This is a genomic window from Pseudomonas inefficax (genome assembly GCF_900277125.1).
GTDB lineage: Bacteria > Pseudomonadota > Gammaproteobacteria > Pseudomonadales > Pseudomonadaceae > Aquipseudomonas > Aquipseudomonas inefficax.
In genome coordinates this window covers 1-13,016 of record NZ_OPYN01000103.1, presented here as the reverse complement: position 1 = coordinate 13,016, position 13,016 = coordinate 1, and the positions used below count along the sequence as shown (strand labels likewise).

The 13,016-nt window shown below is 65.2% G+C and carries 17 protein-coding genes; 10 read left to right on the top strand and 7 right to left on the bottom strand.

Annotated features, from left to right (window positions below; genetic code table 11):
• The first annotated feature begins 174 nt into the window (after positions 1-174).
• Genes JV551A3_RS12825 through JV551A3_RS12790 form a run of 8 tightly spaced genes read left to right on the top strand, consistent with a single transcriptional unit; the run spans position 175 to position 6,208 of the window.
• Entirely contained in the window at positions 175-1,368 is a 1,194-nt protein-coding gene (locus tag JV551A3_RS12825) for a PepSY-associated TM helix domain-containing protein (protein WP_133973576.1), read from the top strand.
• Entirely contained in the window at positions 1,365-1,904 is a 540-nt protein-coding gene (locus JV551A3_RS12820; RefSeq protein WP_133973578.1) for a thiamine pyrophosphate-binding protein, read from the top strand. The genes JV551A3_RS12825 and JV551A3_RS12820 overlap by 4 nt, the downstream gene beginning before the upstream one ends.
• Positions 1,901-2,221: a hypothetical protein gene (locus JV551A3_RS12815; protein WP_133973580.1), complete on the top strand. Its 321-nt coding sequence runs from the start codon at positions 1,901-1,903 to the stop codon at positions 2,219-2,221. Before JV551A3_RS12820 ends, JV551A3_RS12815 begins: the two co-directional genes overlap by 4 nt.
• Entirely contained in the window at positions 2,218-2,787 is a 570-nt protein-coding gene (locus JV551A3_RS12810) for a DUF6162 family protein (RefSeq protein ID WP_133973582.1), read from the top strand. The genes JV551A3_RS12815 and JV551A3_RS12810 overlap by 4 nt, the downstream gene beginning before the upstream one ends.
• A gap of 16 nt (positions 2,788-2,803) precedes the next feature.
• The gene (locus JV551A3_RS12805; RefSeq protein ID WP_025338673.1) at positions 2,804-3,706 is read left to right on the top strand and encodes a metal ABC transporter substrate-binding protein; all 903 of its coding nucleotides are present in this window, start codon (positions 2,804-2,806) and stop codon (positions 3,704-3,706) included.
• Positions 3,703-4,449 carry a metal ABC transporter ATP-binding protein gene (locus JV551A3_RS12800; protein WP_133973584.1) on the top strand — a complete coding sequence of 249 codons (747 nt, stop codon included), beginning with the start codon at positions 3,703-3,705 and terminating at the stop codon, positions 4,447-4,449. Before JV551A3_RS12805 ends, JV551A3_RS12800 begins: the two co-directional genes overlap by 4 nt.
• Positions 4,449-5,348: a metal ABC transporter permease gene (locus tag JV551A3_RS12795; RefSeq protein WP_112252739.1), complete on the top strand. Its 900-nt coding sequence runs from the start codon at positions 4,449-4,451 to the stop codon at positions 5,346-5,348. The genes JV551A3_RS12800 and JV551A3_RS12795 overlap by 1 nt, the downstream gene beginning before the upstream one ends.
• A complete protein-coding gene (locus JV551A3_RS12790; RefSeq protein WP_133973586.1) occupies positions 5,345-6,208 on the top strand; it encodes a metal ABC transporter solute-binding protein, Zn/Mn family in 864 nt (287 codons plus the stop codon). Before JV551A3_RS12795 ends, JV551A3_RS12790 begins: the two co-directional genes overlap by 4 nt.
• Before the next feature lie 179 nt (positions 6,209-6,387).
• Here the strand turns inward: JV551A3_RS12790 and JV551A3_RS12785 are convergent, their stop codons facing one another.
• The 6 genes from JV551A3_RS12785 to JV551A3_RS12760 all read right to left on the bottom strand — a co-directional run bounded on the left by JV551A3_RS12785 (position 6,388) and on the right by JV551A3_RS12760 (position 10,560).
• Complete coding sequence (locus JV551A3_RS12785; protein ID WP_133973588.1) at positions 6,388-7,440, bottom strand: DUF1615 domain-containing protein; 1,053 nt, start codon at positions 7,438-7,440, stop codon at positions 6,388-6,390.
• A gap of 26 nt (positions 7,441-7,466) precedes the next feature.
• Positions 7,467-8,018 (bottom strand): hydrolase, encoded by a 552-nt coding sequence (locus JV551A3_RS12780; protein WP_015270830.1) that lies wholly within the window; start codon positions 8,016-8,018, stop codon positions 7,467-7,469.
• 57 nt (positions 8,019-8,075) lie between these two features.
• Positions 8,076-8,795 carry a thioesterase II family protein gene (locus JV551A3_RS12775; RefSeq protein WP_133973589.1) on the bottom strand — a complete coding sequence of 240 codons (720 nt, stop codon included), beginning with the start codon at positions 8,793-8,795 and terminating at the stop codon, positions 8,076-8,078.
• Complete coding sequence (locus tag JV551A3_RS12770; RefSeq protein WP_133973591.1) at positions 8,792-9,013, bottom strand: MbtH family protein; 222 nt, start codon at positions 9,011-9,013, stop codon at positions 8,792-8,794. Before JV551A3_RS12770 ends, JV551A3_RS12775 begins: the two co-directional genes overlap by 4 nt.
• Positions 9,014-9,143: 130 nt before the next feature.
• Positions 9,144-9,545: a hypothetical protein gene (locus tag JV551A3_RS12765; protein ID WP_133973594.1), complete on the bottom strand. Its 402-nt coding sequence runs from the start codon at positions 9,543-9,545 to the stop codon at positions 9,144-9,146.
• 130 nt (positions 9,546-9,675) lie between these two features.
• Positions 9,676-10,560, bottom strand: coding sequence for a LysR family transcriptional regulator (locus JV551A3_RS12760; protein WP_133973596.1), 885 nt, complete (start codon positions 10,558-10,560; stop codon positions 9,676-9,678).
• A 116-nt stretch (positions 10,561-10,676) separates the two neighbouring features.
• On the opposite strand from JV551A3_RS12760, the gene JV551A3_RS12755 reads away from it, so the two are divergent.
• Positions 10,677-11,399 carry a pirin family protein gene (locus JV551A3_RS12755; protein WP_133973598.1) on the top strand — a complete coding sequence of 241 codons (723 nt, stop codon included), beginning with the start codon at positions 10,677-10,679 and terminating at the stop codon, positions 11,397-11,399.
• 115 nt (positions 11,400-11,514) lie between these two features.
• On the opposite strand, the gene JV551A3_RS12750 is transcribed toward JV551A3_RS12755, so the two are convergent.
• Positions 11,515-11,808, bottom strand: coding sequence for a DUF1330 domain-containing protein (locus JV551A3_RS12750; RefSeq protein ID WP_060510889.1), 294 nt, complete (start codon positions 11,806-11,808; stop codon positions 11,515-11,517).
• A 78-nt stretch (positions 11,809-11,886) separates the two neighbouring features.
• Between JV551A3_RS12750 and ribBA the strand changes: the two genes are divergently transcribed.
• Positions 11,887-13,008 (top strand): bifunctional 3,4-dihydroxy-2-butanone-4-phosphate synthase/GTP cyclohydrolase II, encoded by a 1,122-nt coding sequence (gene ribBA / locus JV551A3_RS12745; RefSeq protein ID WP_133978741.1) that lies wholly within the window; start codon positions 11,887-11,889, stop codon positions 13,006-13,008.
• Positions 13,009-13,016 lie beyond the last annotated feature (8 nt).

The following is a 13,016-nucleotide window of genomic DNA, read 5'->3' as shown; positions in this document are numbered from 1 at the left end:
CTTTCGCGACACAAGGCCGCTCCTACAGGATCGCGCCAGATTTCAGGTTCCTTTGCATCCTGAAACATTTACTTGCATTTAAAACGGCAGGTTTTCGATTCTCATTCGTCCTTATCAATACAGCCCCTCTTTGGCTGGGCACACGCTCGACTCCCCATTGCAGAAGACCGTCAGATGGCCAAATCACCGAAAAAATCCAAATCCAGGCTGTGGTTCCTGGTCCACAGCTGGCTCGCCTTGCCGATCTGGTTCTTTGTCCTGATCGTCTGCTTCACCGGCATGCTCGCCGTGGTCAGCCAGGAAATCGTCTGGCTGGCCGACCCGGCCGTGCGCGCCAACAAGCCCGACGCCGATGCCGAACGCCTGAGCTTCCAGCAGGTACTGGACGCCCTGCACAACGCCGAGCCGGACATGGTGGTGGAGCGGCTCAACCAGCCCGACGGTTCGCACTTCGCAGTCAAAGCCAATGTCACCCTGCCTGACGGCACTAGCCCGACGTTATATGTAAACCCCTACACAGGGGCCATTCAGGGCAAGACTCCGGACTTCAACTTCGAAGCCTTCACCCGCGCCCTGCACGGCTGGTGGCTGGTACCGTTCACCAACGGTTTCAGCTGGGGCTGGTACCTGGTGTCGCTGCTCGGCCTGCCCATGCTGGCTTCGCTGGTCACCGGCCTGGTGGTGTACAAGAAGTTCTGGAAGGGCTTTTTCAAGCCGGTGCGCACCGGCCATGGTTCGCGGATTTTCTGGGGCGACCTGCACCGCCTGGCCGGGGTCTGGTCGATCTGGTTCATTGCCGTCATATCCATCACCGGCACCTGGTTCCTGATCCAGGCGATCCTGGCCGACAACCACATCACCATTTCCAGCCGGCCCATCGTGCCGGTGATCGCGCGTGAGGACGTGCCGCAAACCCCGAATGGCAGCCCGGCAGCGCGCATCGACCTGGATGAAGCGGCACGCATCGCCGGCCTGGCGGTGCCGGGGCTGGAGATCAACTTCATCTCGCTGCCAGCCACCGCCTACAGCCACATCACTCTGGCGGGGCCAGGCTGGTACCCGCTGATGTTCCAGAGCGCTTCGGTGAACCCGTACACGCGCAATGTCGACAGCCAGTTCCTGATCAGCGACCGCACCGCCCTGGAGTTCGTCACCGAGTCCATGCGCCCGCTGCATACCGGCGATTTCGGCGGCCTGCCGATCAAGCTGGTGTGGTTCTTCTTCGGCCTGGTCCTCACCCTGATGGTGTTCAGCGGCTTGCTGATCTGGACCAAACGCACCGCCCAGGCCACCGCCGCCGCCCTCAAGCGCAGCGAGCGCACGCCGCGCCTGGCGCGCAATGAACCCACCGTGGAGATCCGCCCATGAGCCAGGCCCAAGCCGTGCCCGTCAGCCCGCGCAAGCAACTGTGGCTGAAATGGCGTTTTCACCTGAACATCCTGTTGATCCTCATCCCGCTGGGCTTCATGCCCAAGTACTTCGCCGAGGCCAAGCTGTTCCGCGGCGAAGCGGGGCTCGGCGCCAATGTGATCAACGACATCCAGGTCGGCCCCTATACCCTGGACCTGGCCGAGATGCGTGACGAGCCCCCCCGCGCCGACGGCCCGGCCGGCCACTTCAAGGTCTTCAATGCATCGCTGTGCAAGGCCTGCGTCAACGGCGTCAAGGCGGCCTACCTGCGCATCGGCAAACCGCGCAGCCTGCGCGCCGCCGGCACGATTTTCTTCGGTGCGCCGTACAACATGGGCACCTCGTTGCCGATCCCGCCACGCACCAAGCCCGACGCGCAGGTCTGGATCACGCTCGAAGGCTGGGACGGCAGCATGCACCAGGCGTCGGTCCCCCTGGCCAAGGCATCGCCAGCCACCGTGGCCTGGCTCGAGAAACAAGGAGGCAAGAAATGAAACACCTGTTGCGCACCCTCGCCCTGCCCTTGCTGGTGCTGGCCGCCGGCCCGGCCCTGGCGCACAACCCGATGTGCGAATGCGAACAACTGCCTGGCGGCCAGGTCAAGTGCACCGGCGGCTTCTCGGACGGCAGCGGTGCCCCCGGGGTAACCCTGGATGTGATCGGCTACGACGAACAGGTGCTGGTCGGCGGCAAGCTCGGTGATGACTCGACCCTGACCTTCAAGCGGCCGGACGGCGAGTTCTATGTGCTGTTCGATGCCGGCCCCGGGCACGTGGTGGAAGTCGACTACGCCGATATCGCCCAGCCATGAGCCGCGCCCAAGTGATTCGCCCGGCCGGTGCGGGGCACGAAACCCTCTACGTGCTGCTGGTCAGCCTGCTGATCGTGGTACTCGCCACCAGCGTGGTGCTGCTGCGTGGCGAACGTGAGGATGAACAGGCCATCGCCAGCCACCAGATCGACGCCCGTCGCGACCTCACCGCCGCCGAGCAAGGCCTGTATACCGACCTGCGGGTGGCCTTCGACGAAATCCAGCTGCTGCGTGAGGAAAACGCCGCCGCGCCCAGCGTGCAGGCTCTGACCGAGGAAGGCCTGCCGCCGTTCGTGGTCGATGCCGGCAGCCAGAGCCGCGGCAGCCACCAATGGTCGTGGCTGGAGCCCGGCGCCTACCTTGGCCGCAGCCAGGCCCCGGCAGTGGCCGGCAGCCTGCTGCTGATCCTGCCGGCCGACAGCACCGGTCAGGCCGATGTCTGGCTGCGCCGCGACAGCGCCGCCGTGCCCCCGGACGACCTCGGCCAGGCCGCCCTGATCGCCGCCGGCTGGCAGCAGGTGGTCAGCCATTACGACGCCGGGGTCACCCGCGAACACCGTCACTGAACCCAAGGACTCCCCCATGCTCCGCTCCGCCCTCGCCCTGCTCCTGGCCCTTGCCCTGCCGGCACAGGCCCTGGCCGATAACGGCAAGCCCCTGCGTATCGGCATTACCCTGCACCCCTACTACAGCTATGTGAGCAACATCGTCGGTGACAAGGCCGAAGTGGTGCCGCTGATTCCGGCGGGGTTCAACCCCCATGCCTACGAGCCACGGGCCGAGGACATCAAGCGCATCGGCACGCTGGACGTGGTGGTGCTCAACGGCGTCGGCCATGACGATTTCGCCGACCGCATGATCGCCGCCAGCGAAAAGCCAGGCATCAACACCATCGAGGCCAACCAGAACGTGCCGTTGCTGGCGGCCACCGGCATTGCCGCCCGCGGCGCCGGCAAGGTGGTCAACCCGCACACCTTCCTGTCGATCAGCACCACCATCGCCCAGGTCAACAACATCGCCCGCGAACTGGGCAAGCTCGACCCGGACAACGCCAAGCTGTACACGCAAAACGCCCGCGCCTATGCCAAGCGCCTGCGCACACTGCGTGCCGACGCACTGGCCAAGGTCACCGAGGCGCCCAGCGCCACCTTCCGGGTCGCCACCATCCATGCCGCCTACGACTACCTGGTGCGTGACTTCGGCCTGGAGGTGACTGCGGTGGTCGAGCCAGCCCATGGCATCGAACCCAGCCCGGCCCAGTTGAAGAAGACCATCGACCAGCTCAAGGCGCTGGATGTGCGGGTGATCTTCTCGGAAATGGACTTCCCGTCGGCCTACGTCGAAACCATCCAGCGTGAATCCGGCGTGCGCCTGTACCCGCTGACGCACATTTCCTACGGTGAATACACCAAGGACAAGTACGAAGTGGAGATGAAGCGCAACCTCGATACCGTGGTCCGCGCCATCCAGGAGAACCGCGCATGACCGCGGCCGCCAACCTGGTGACGGCCTGCGGGCCGCGCATCGAGTTCGCCGGCATCGACCTGACCCTGGGCCGCACCCGCATCCTCGAACAGGTCAGCTTCAACGTTGCCGCCGGCAGCGTGCATGCCATCGTCGGCCCCAACGGCGGCGGCAAGAGCTCGCTGATCAAGACCCTGCTCGGGCAGATGCCGCACCAGGGCCAGCTGACCCTGCACTGGCCCGGCGAACGCGAAGTGATCGGCTATGTGCCGCAGGCGCTGGAGTTCGACCGTGGCCTGCCGATGACCGTCGACGACTTCATGGCTGCCATGTGCCAGCGCCGCCCCGCCTTCCTCGGCCTGTCGCGCCGGGTGCAGCCGGCCATCGACGCGGCGCTGGCGCGGGTCGGCATGCTCGACAAGCGCAAACGGCGCATGGGCGCGCTTTCCGGTGGCGAACGCCAACGCGTGCTGCTGGCCCAGGGCCTGATCCCCGAGCCGCAACTGCTGGTACTGGACGAACCGATGTCGGCCCTGGACGAAGCCGGCATCCAGGTGTTCGAACAACTGCTGCAAGGCTGGCGCCAGGCCGGCACCACCGTGCTGTGGATCGAACACGACCTGGAGGCTGTGATGCGCCTGGCCGACCGGGTTACCGGCCTGAGCCGCCAGGTACTGTTCGACGCCCCACCCGCCCAGGCCCTGACCCCGGAGCGCCTGCTCGGCCTGTTCTCCGTTCACCCGCGTAGCGAGAGCCTTGCCTGATGAGTTTTGAAATCTTTCGGCAAACGGTCCAGGACTGGGCCACTGCCGGCTACCTGCCCGAGGCGCTGGCCTACGGCTTCGTGGTCAACGCTTTGCTGGCCGGTTTGATGATCGGCCCGGTGCTGGGCGGCCTGGGCACCCTGGTGGTGGTCAAGCGTTTTGCCTTCTTCTCCGAGGCGGTCGGCCACGCCGCGCTGACCGGCGTGGCCATCGGCATCCTGCTGGGCGAGCCCTACACCGGCCCCTACGGCAGCCTGTTCGGCTACTGCCTGCTGTTCGGCATCTTGCTCAACTTCCTGCGCAACCGCACCGGGCTGTCGCCAGACACGCTGATCGGCGTGTTCCTGTCGGTGTCGCTGGCGCTGGGCGCCAGCCTGCTGCTGATGCTGGCGGGCAAGATCAACGTGCACATCCTCGAGAACGTGCTGTTCGGCTCGGTGCTGACCGTCAGCGGCCAGGACCTGCTGGTGCTGGGCATCGTCGCGGTGCTGGTGCTGGCATTGGCCGTGCCGCTGTACAACCGCATCATGCTGGCCAGTTTCAACCCACAACTGGCGGCCGTGCGCGGGGTGGCGGTGAAAACCCTGGACTACCTGTTCGTGGTGCTGGTGACCCTGGTCACGGTGGCCTCGGTGAAGGTGATCGGGGCGATCCTGGTCGGGGCGCTGCTGGTGATTCCCGCTGCCGCCGCACGCTTGGTCAGCCAGTCGCTGAAGGGCTTTTTCTTCCTGTCGGTGCTGATCGCCACGCTGAGCACGCTGCTCGGCATCCTGCTACCAATCGTTTTCGACCTGCCGGTGCCCTCTGGCGCCGCGATCATCCTGGTCGCCGGCATCTGCTTCGCCCTCGCGGCGCTGGCCCGCGCCCTCGTCCCCCGCCTGCAAGGAAACCCGGCATGAACCTGAAACGCCTGACCCTGGCGCTGGCCCTGGCCGGCCTGCCGTCGCTGTCTTTCGCCACGCAAGTGCTGACCACCCTGCCCGTCACCCACAGCCTGGCCAGTGCCCTGCTCGAGGGCACCGCGGTACAGCTCGAACGTGCAGCCCCCACCAACCTGCCTGCCAGCCGCCAACCGTCCTATTTCAGCGGGCGCGGTGGCGCCAGCCTGCACAAGGCAGCACAGCGGGCCGACGCGGTAATCGGCGTGCGCTCGATCTGGCGTGACGACCCGCTGTACCCGATGGCCCGGCGCAGCAATATCCGCATCGTCGAGATCGACGCTGCACGGCCGGTGGATGGCGCGCTGCCGGGTATTGCGGTGAACGGCGACGAGGCCTATGGCGCCTACCCCTGGCTCAACCCGACCAACTTGGGGCGCATGGCCGACGTGGTAGCCAATGACCTGGAGCGCTTGGCGCCGGGCGACAAGGTGAAGATCCAGGGTAACCTGGCCGGGCTCAAACGCCAGTTGCTGGAGCTTTCGGCCAGCAGCCAGACACGATTGGCGAAGGTCGACAACCTGACGGTGGTGAGCCTGTCGGAGCGGCTGGGTTACCTGGCCAGCGGGTTGAACCTGGATGTGGTCGAGCAACCGCTGCCGGCCGAGTGGGATGCGGCTGCGCTGAAGGCGCTGGGAGACAACCTGAAGGCGCAGGATGTGGCGCTGGTGCTGGACCATCGTCAGCCAGAGGCGGCAGTTGTTGAGGTGATAAAGGCAGCAGGGGCGAAGCTGGTGGTGGTGGAGAGTGACCCTGAGGATGCGTTTGCCGGATTGAAGGCCAGTATCGACCAGGTGGTTAGGGCTCTGGGCGAAAGCTGATCAGGAGGCTGGCACGGTCAATGTGGGAGCGGCCTTGCGTCGCGAAAGGGCTGCGCAGCAGCCCCACAATAGTTGCGATAGCGCTTAAATCCGGGGGCCGCTTTGCGGCCCTTTCGCGACACAAGGCCGCTCCCACAAAGGCCGCTCCTACAGGACCGCGCTTGCCGGCCAGGCCACCATTAACGCTTCATGCACCGCTGATAACGCTCGTCTACCCGCCCGGCAAACCACGCCGTGGTCAGCTTGCGGGTGATCTTCGGGCTTTTCAGCTCGATCCCCGGCAGCACCGCCCGTGGCACCGGCTTGCCGGCCGCGGCATCGGCCAGGGCGAACACCCCGCTGTACAGCTTGCTGTCCTCGAAGGCCAAGCTGTCGCCCTCCTCCAGCTGGCTGCGGATCTGCGGGTTGCGCAGGCCCAGCTTCGGCCCCAGTTTGCGTGCCGCCTTTTCAGTGGTCCCGGGCATGATCGAGCCCGGCGCCACCAAGTCGCCATCCAGCGCCAGCGTCACCCCCGTCACCTTGCTCAGTGCCGCCTGGAATGCCGCATTGCGGCTGGCGTACCAGCCTGCGTTGAAATCGGCAAAGCGGTACAGCTGGCGATCGTAGTTGGCCGAGTAGCCTAACAAGTGGGCAATCCCGAAATACATGCCGCCACGCCGGGTAAACACTTCCTGGCGAATGCTGCCATCGTGGCTGTAGGGGTAGTCCCGCGCATGCTTTTCGGCAAAGTCGATGCTGACCTGCATCGGCCCGCCGGTATGCACCGGGTTCAGCCCGCCCAGCAAGGTCCTGCCCAGCGGCACGCGAGCGATGACTTCGTCGTACAGTTCGCTCAACTGCTTCTCGCTGCGCACCGCCTGCAAACGCTGCTGGTAGCTCTTGCCATTACCCGACGGGGCCTTCAGTGCACCATCGACCAGCAGCTTGGGGATATGCAGGCGCGCGGCGCGGCGGTCGATTTCCTCCCGGGCGATACGCCCCAGGTTGGGCACCTGCGGGTCGGCATTGAAGGTCGACTCCTGCTCGGTCACTGCAAGCACCGCACACAGGTTGCTCTTGCCGGGGGCAATACGCTGGGCCTCGAACGCCACCTGAATGTCCCGGGCCCAACCCTCGCGGTCCTTGGCCTGGGCGGGCAACAGCCGCAGCAGTTGGGCGCGGACCTTGGCCGGGTCCGCCTCGGGCACTTCCTCACGGCGCCCGGCGCAGCCTTGCAGCAGCGCCAGGGCCATCAACCCGGCAGCCAGTAACCGGCCGTTCAGGGCTGTTCACCGACCAGGTAGGTCTTGCTGATGTGCCGGAACAGCGGGTGGCTGGCACTGCCCATGAGCTCGAACAAGACCATTTCGCGGGTCACCACCTGCGCCCCCGCGGCCCGCATGCGCGCCAGCCCTGCGGCCTTGCTCGCCGGAGTACGGCTGTCGCAGGCATCCTCGACCACGAACACCTGCTTGCCCAGCGCCAGCAGGCCGAGCACGGTCTGCAGCACACAGACATGGGTTTCCATGCCACAGACAATCACTTGCTCACGCGCCATCAAACTCGCTGGCAGGCACTCGGCGGCCACGCAGGAAAAATGGCTTTTCTCCACCACCTCGGCGGCCGGCGCCGCGGCCAGCAGCTCGGCCAGGGTATGGCCCAGGCCTTTGGGGTACTGCTCGGAAATCACCGTCGGTAGTTCCAGCTCGTTCGTCGCCGCCAGCAACCAGCGGGCCCGCGCGCGGGTGCCTTCAGGGTCGCTCATGGCGCCGATGAGTTTTTCCTGAATGTCGACGACCAGCAGCGTGGCCTTGTGGGGATCGATCAGCATTGTCTGCCTCTTGCCTGGGAAAAGGCCTAGCCTCCCCCAGGCAAGCGGTGACGTCAATCAGGCGGACAGCCGAAGCGGTTGCAGCGACGCGGTCAGCGCAGCGAGCACCCGTTCCTCCTGCTCGTGGATGAAGAAGTGGCCGCCGGGGAACATCTGCAGCGAGAACGCCCCGTGGGTTTCCTTGCGCCAGGCCTGCAACTGCTCGTCACTGGCACGGTCCTGCATGCCGCCCAACACGTGCAGCGGGCACTGCAACGCCGGCCGCTGGCGGTAGGCGTAAGTACCGCACAGCAGGAAGTCGGCACGCAGGGTGGGCAAGGTCAGGCTCATCAGTTCGGCGTTGGTCAGCACTTCCTCGGGGGTGCCCTGAAGCTCGCGCAACTCGCCGATCAACTCGGCGTCGCTCTTTGGCTCGCGCCAGTTCTTGCCGTCGTAGTCCTCGCGGCGGGTCGGTGCTGCGGTGCCGCAGGCGAACAGGGCCAGTGGCGCCGGGCAACCCAGCGCTTGCAGCTCATGGGCAAGTTCAAACGCCAGCAAGGCGCCTAGGCTATGGCCGAGCAGCGCGTAGGGGGTGCTGGCCGCCAGGCGCTGTTCTGCAGCCAGTTGCCGGGCCAGGGCGTGCATGTCGGTGTGCAGTGGCTCGGCAATGCGCGCACCACGCCCGGGCAGCTCCACCGGGCGCACCTGCAGCCATGTCGGCAGCTTGCGCCGCCAGCGGCTGTAGACCATGGCGCTGGCCCCCGAATACGGCAGGCACAGCAGGTTCAACGCAGTCACTGGGCGGCGGCTTCGGCCATTTTCTGGCGCAGGCTCAGCGGGCGCATGTCGGTCCAGACTTCATCGATGTAGGCCAGGCAGTCCTTCTTCAGGCCGCTCTTGCCTACGGCACGCCAGCCGTTGGGGATGGCTTTGTAATCGGGCCAGATCGAGTATTGCTCTTCGTGGTTGGCCACTACCTGAAACTGGATATCGTCGCGGTCGAAAACGGAAGTCATTGCCTGTCTCCTTGAGTGATGGATGCCGCTGCGCGCCTGGCGCAGGGGGCTTTCAAGTAGACGTAGCGTGCTGCGGAAAAATTAGTGGGGCTGACACGCTCCCACAAAGGACCGGTGCTGGGATGAAAGATCAGGTGTCACGCAGCAGGTCGTGGGTATCGAGCAAGCGGAAGGCTACCTGCGGGTTGCGCTCCAGCCCACGGCGGACCGCCGCCGGGATCGACTGCCGGGTCTTGCGGCACAGCCCGGGCTGGTCAGCCAGTTCGATGACGATGCCGCGCATGGTGCGTACTTCGTTGAAACTGGGGGCAATGTGCATGCGGATGCCGAGGTTTTCGTACATCCGCTGCTGCAGGCGTTGCAGGTCTTCCAGGTCCTTGAGGTTTTCCAGGCGTTCGAGCAGGCGCTTTTCTTCCTGACGGGTCAGCAGGAGGATGCGTTGGGCTGCCTGCGGGTGGTCGGCCAGGTGTTCGCGGCCACAGTCGCAGGCGCCAGGAGGGCACGGTTGGCGCAAAGGGAGTGGTGTGCTCATGGTGCAAGCATAGCCTGTACCGGCCCCTTCGCGGGTGAACCCGCTCCCACAGGTCACCACAGGGCTTGGGTATTGTGGAATCCCTGTGGGAGCGGGTTCACCCGCGAAGAAGCCCACTCGGTACCGAAGGTCAGAGCTGCACCAACCGTTCACGCAGGAAGTTCACAAACCCCTGTACCGGCCGCGCCACCTGCCGGTGCTGCGGGTACACCGCCGACAGCTGCAGCGCCGGCGGCCGCCACTCATCCAGCACTGTCACCAGCCGCCCATCCGCCAGCGCCTGCCCCACGATGAAAGTTGGCAGATAGGTCACCCCCATCCCGGCAATTGCGGCATCCCTTAGCAGCTCGCCATTGTTCGCCCGCATCCGCCCAACCACCTGGATCGCCTGAACCTTGCCTCCCTGGGTGAACTGCCACTGCACCTGCCGCGAATGCCCATACGGCAGGCAGTCATGCCCAGCCAACTGCTCCGGCCTGGCCGGCATGCCCCGCGCTTCCAGGTACGCCGGGCTCGCGCAATACACGCGCTCGACACTGGCGATACGCCGCGCAATCAGGCTGGAGTCCTCCAGCGCGCCAATCCGTAGCGCCAGGTCATAGCCCTCGCCGATCAAGTCCACGGCGCGGTCGCTCAAGTCCACTTCCACATCCACCTGCGGGTGCAATTGCAGAAACTCAGTCAACAGGCAGCCCAGGTGCGCCATGGCGAACGACAGCGGCGCACTCAGGCGCAAGGTGCCACGCAAGGCCTGAGCCTGGCCGCTGATGTCGTGCTCCACCTGCTGCACTTCGCCGAGCAGGCGCAGCGCCGACTGGTAGTAGTGCTGGCCCAGCGGCGTGGCGTCCAGGCGCCGGGTGGAGCGATTGAGCAGGCGCACGCCCAGGCGCTCCTCAAGCTGCATCAGGCGCCGGCTGACCGATTGCTTGGACATCCCCAGGCGGTCGGCAGCGGCAGTGAAACTGCCGGCCTCCATCACCTGCGCAAAGATCCGCATGTCTTCGTAGGGGTTCATTGTCTCGCTCTTGGTGACAGTCAAACGCCTTATAGCGGCTTTTTCCCACCAGCGCACCTCATTAATCTACACAAGTCGCAACGATGGCCCTGAAGGCCAGACCCAGGAGAACCGTTATGCTCACCGTACGCAACGCCAAAGACCGCGGCCTGGCCTTCCATGGCTGGCTGAAATCGTTCCACACCTTCTCCTTCGGCCATTACCGCAACCCGGACGAGCAAGGTTTTTCCGACCTGCTGGTGATCAACGACGATCGCGTCATCCCCGGAAAGGGCTTTGGTCAACACCCACACCGAGACATGGAAATTTTCTCCTACGTGCTGGAAGGCGCGCTGGAGCACAAGGACACGCTGGGCACCGGTTCGGTGATCCGCCCGGGCGATGTGCAGCTGATGAGCGCTGGCCACGGCGTGGCCCACAGCGAGTTCAACCACAGCCAGGTGCAGCCGGTGCACTTCCTGCAGATCTGGATCGTACCGAACGTGCAAGGCGCCACGCCGCGTTACCAGCAACAGCATTTCAGTGCCGAGGAAAAGCGCGGCAAGCTGCGCCTTATCATTTCGCCGGATGGCGCCGAGGGGTCATTGCAGGTGCGGCAGAACGCGCGGGTGCATGCCGGTCTGTTCGACGGTGACGAGCGTGCCACCCTGACCTTGCCGGAAAACCGCCATGCTTATGTACATGTGGCCCGGGGCAGCATCGAGCTCAATGGGCAACGGCTGAATGAAGGGGATGGGGTGCGGGTGAGGCAGGAACAAGTGCTGGAGTTGGGCAATGGGGTGGATGCCGAGGTGCTGGTGTTTGACCTACGGCCGCATGAATTACCTGGCATGCCATAAGGCAGGTCCGACCCTTTCGCGGGTAAACCCGCTCCCACAGGGACACCACAGTCTTCGAAATCTGTGGCGTCCCTGTGGGAGCGGGTTTACCCGCGAAGAGGCCGGCAAATCCAACTCAGGGCTCGAACCCTTCGACGATGATCACCTCAGCCTTCGCCACCCCCTGACGATGGCTGCAAGCCTCCTGGTACAACGCGGACCGGTAACACGCCAGCGCCTGTTCGTACGAATCGAACTCGATCACCACGCTACGCTGAGGGGTAGGCCGCCCTTCCATTGCCTCGCTACGCCCGCCACGGGCCAGGAAACGGCCGCCGAATGCCTTGAAGGCAGCCGGGGCGCGCTGGGTGTACTGCTGGTATTGCTCGGGGTCGGTCACGTCCACATGGGCGATCCAATAAGCCTTCATGCGCTGCTCTCCTGTTACGGCGATATTTGTGTATGATGGTATACCATAATAACCACCCCGCCACAGTGAGCGTGCAACATGGCTTTCAACACCATCGAAGAACTTCTCGAGGACTACCGGCAAGGCAAGATGGTCCTGCTGGTGGATGACGAAGACCGGGAAAACGAGGGCGACCTGCTGATCGCCGCCGAGCGTTGCGACGCCCAAGCCATCAACTTCATGGCCCGTGAAGCGCGCGGGCTGATCTGCCTGACCCTGACCGACGAACACTGCCAACGCCTGGGCCTTGAGCAGATGGTGCCGGCCAACGGCAGCGTGTTCAGCACCGCCTTCACCGTTTCGATCGAGGCAGCCACGGGCGTTACCACCGGTATTTCCGCTGCCGACCGGGCGCGTACAGTGGCGGCGGCCATGGCCCCCGACGCCCGCCCCGAAGACCTGGTGCAACCCGGCCACATCTTCCCCCTGCGTGCCCGCGAAGGTGGTGTATTGACCCGCGCCGGCCACACTGAAGCCGGCTGCGACCTGGCGCGCCTGGCCGGGTTCACTCCGGCGTCGGTGATCGTCGAAGTGCTCAACGACGACGGCACCATGGCCCGCCGCCCGGACCTGGAGGTGTTCGCTGCCCGACATGGCATCAAGATCGGCACCATCGCCGACCTCATCCACTACCGCCTGAGCACCGAGCAGACCATCAAGCGCATCGGCGAACGCGAACTGCCCACCGTGCACGGCACCTTCCGCCTGGTCACCTACGAAGACCGCATCGAAGGTGGCGTACACATGGCCATGGTCATGGGCAATATCCGCCGCGAGCAGCCGACCCTGGTGCGGGTGCATGTGATCGACCCGCTGCGCGACCTGGTTGGCGCCGAATACGCCGGCCCCGCCAACTGGACGCTTTGGGCGGCGCTGCAGAAGGTGGCCGAGGAAGGCGCCGGCGTGGTGGTGATCCTGGCCAACCATGAGTCCTCGCAGGCGCTGCTGGAACGCGTGCCGCAGCTGACCCAGCCGGTGCGGCCTTACCAGCGTGGGCAATCGAAGGTGTACTCGGAAGTGGGTACAGGCGCGCAGATCCTGCAGGACCTGGGCGTGGGCAAGCTGCGTCATCTAGGGCCGCCACTGAAATATGCCGGGCTGGCCGGNTATGAACTGGAGGTGGTGCAGAGCATTCCCTTGGAGCCAGGGATTGCAGGTTGATACACGTA